This is a genomic window from Sebaldella sp. S0638 (genome assembly GCF_024158605.1).
Lineage (GTDB): Bacteria > Fusobacteriota > Fusobacteriia > Fusobacteriales > Leptotrichiaceae > Sebaldella.
In genome coordinates this window covers 1-519 of the sequence record NZ_JAMZGM010000150.1, presented here as the reverse complement: position 1 = coordinate 519, position 519 = coordinate 1, and the positions used below count along the sequence as shown (strand labels likewise).

General features: G+C 29.7%; 1 protein-coding gene. It reads right to left on the bottom strand.

The annotated features are described in order from the left end of the window. A partial coding sequence (locus NK213_RS18055) for an IS3 family transposase (RefSeq protein WP_253351813.1) occupies window positions 1-519 on the bottom strand: 519 nt, incomplete at both ends.

The following is a 519-nucleotide window of genomic DNA, read 5'->3' as shown; positions in this document are numbered from 1 at the left end:
CTTAAATATCCTAATGTAGAATGAATTCTATGTTTGTTAAACCAATTGATGTAGTCTGCTAATTCCACTTCTAATTCATTTAATGTGTTAAATATACTGTTATTAATGAATTCTGTTTTAAATATTTTAAAAGTAGACTCTGCTACTGCATTATCATATGGATTTCCTTTTCTACTCAAAGACCGTGATATCCCAAAAGTATTAAGGGCTTCATTAATAATGTGATTATTGAATTCACTTCCTCTGTCACTATGAAATATTTTTATCTTTTTCAAATTTACTTTTATCCCTGCCAAGGCTCTGTATACTAGTTCTGCGTTCTTTTTTCTTCCTACACTGTATCCAACTATCTGTCTGTTAAAAATATCTACAAAAAGACAAATGTAGTTCCATTTGCTATTCACTCTGACATATGTGAGATCACTTACCAATATTTCTAGAGGATTTTTACTTTTAAATTCCCTATTCAAAAGATTACCGGTCTCATTTTCCGGTATTTTCATATTGACAGGTTTGTAA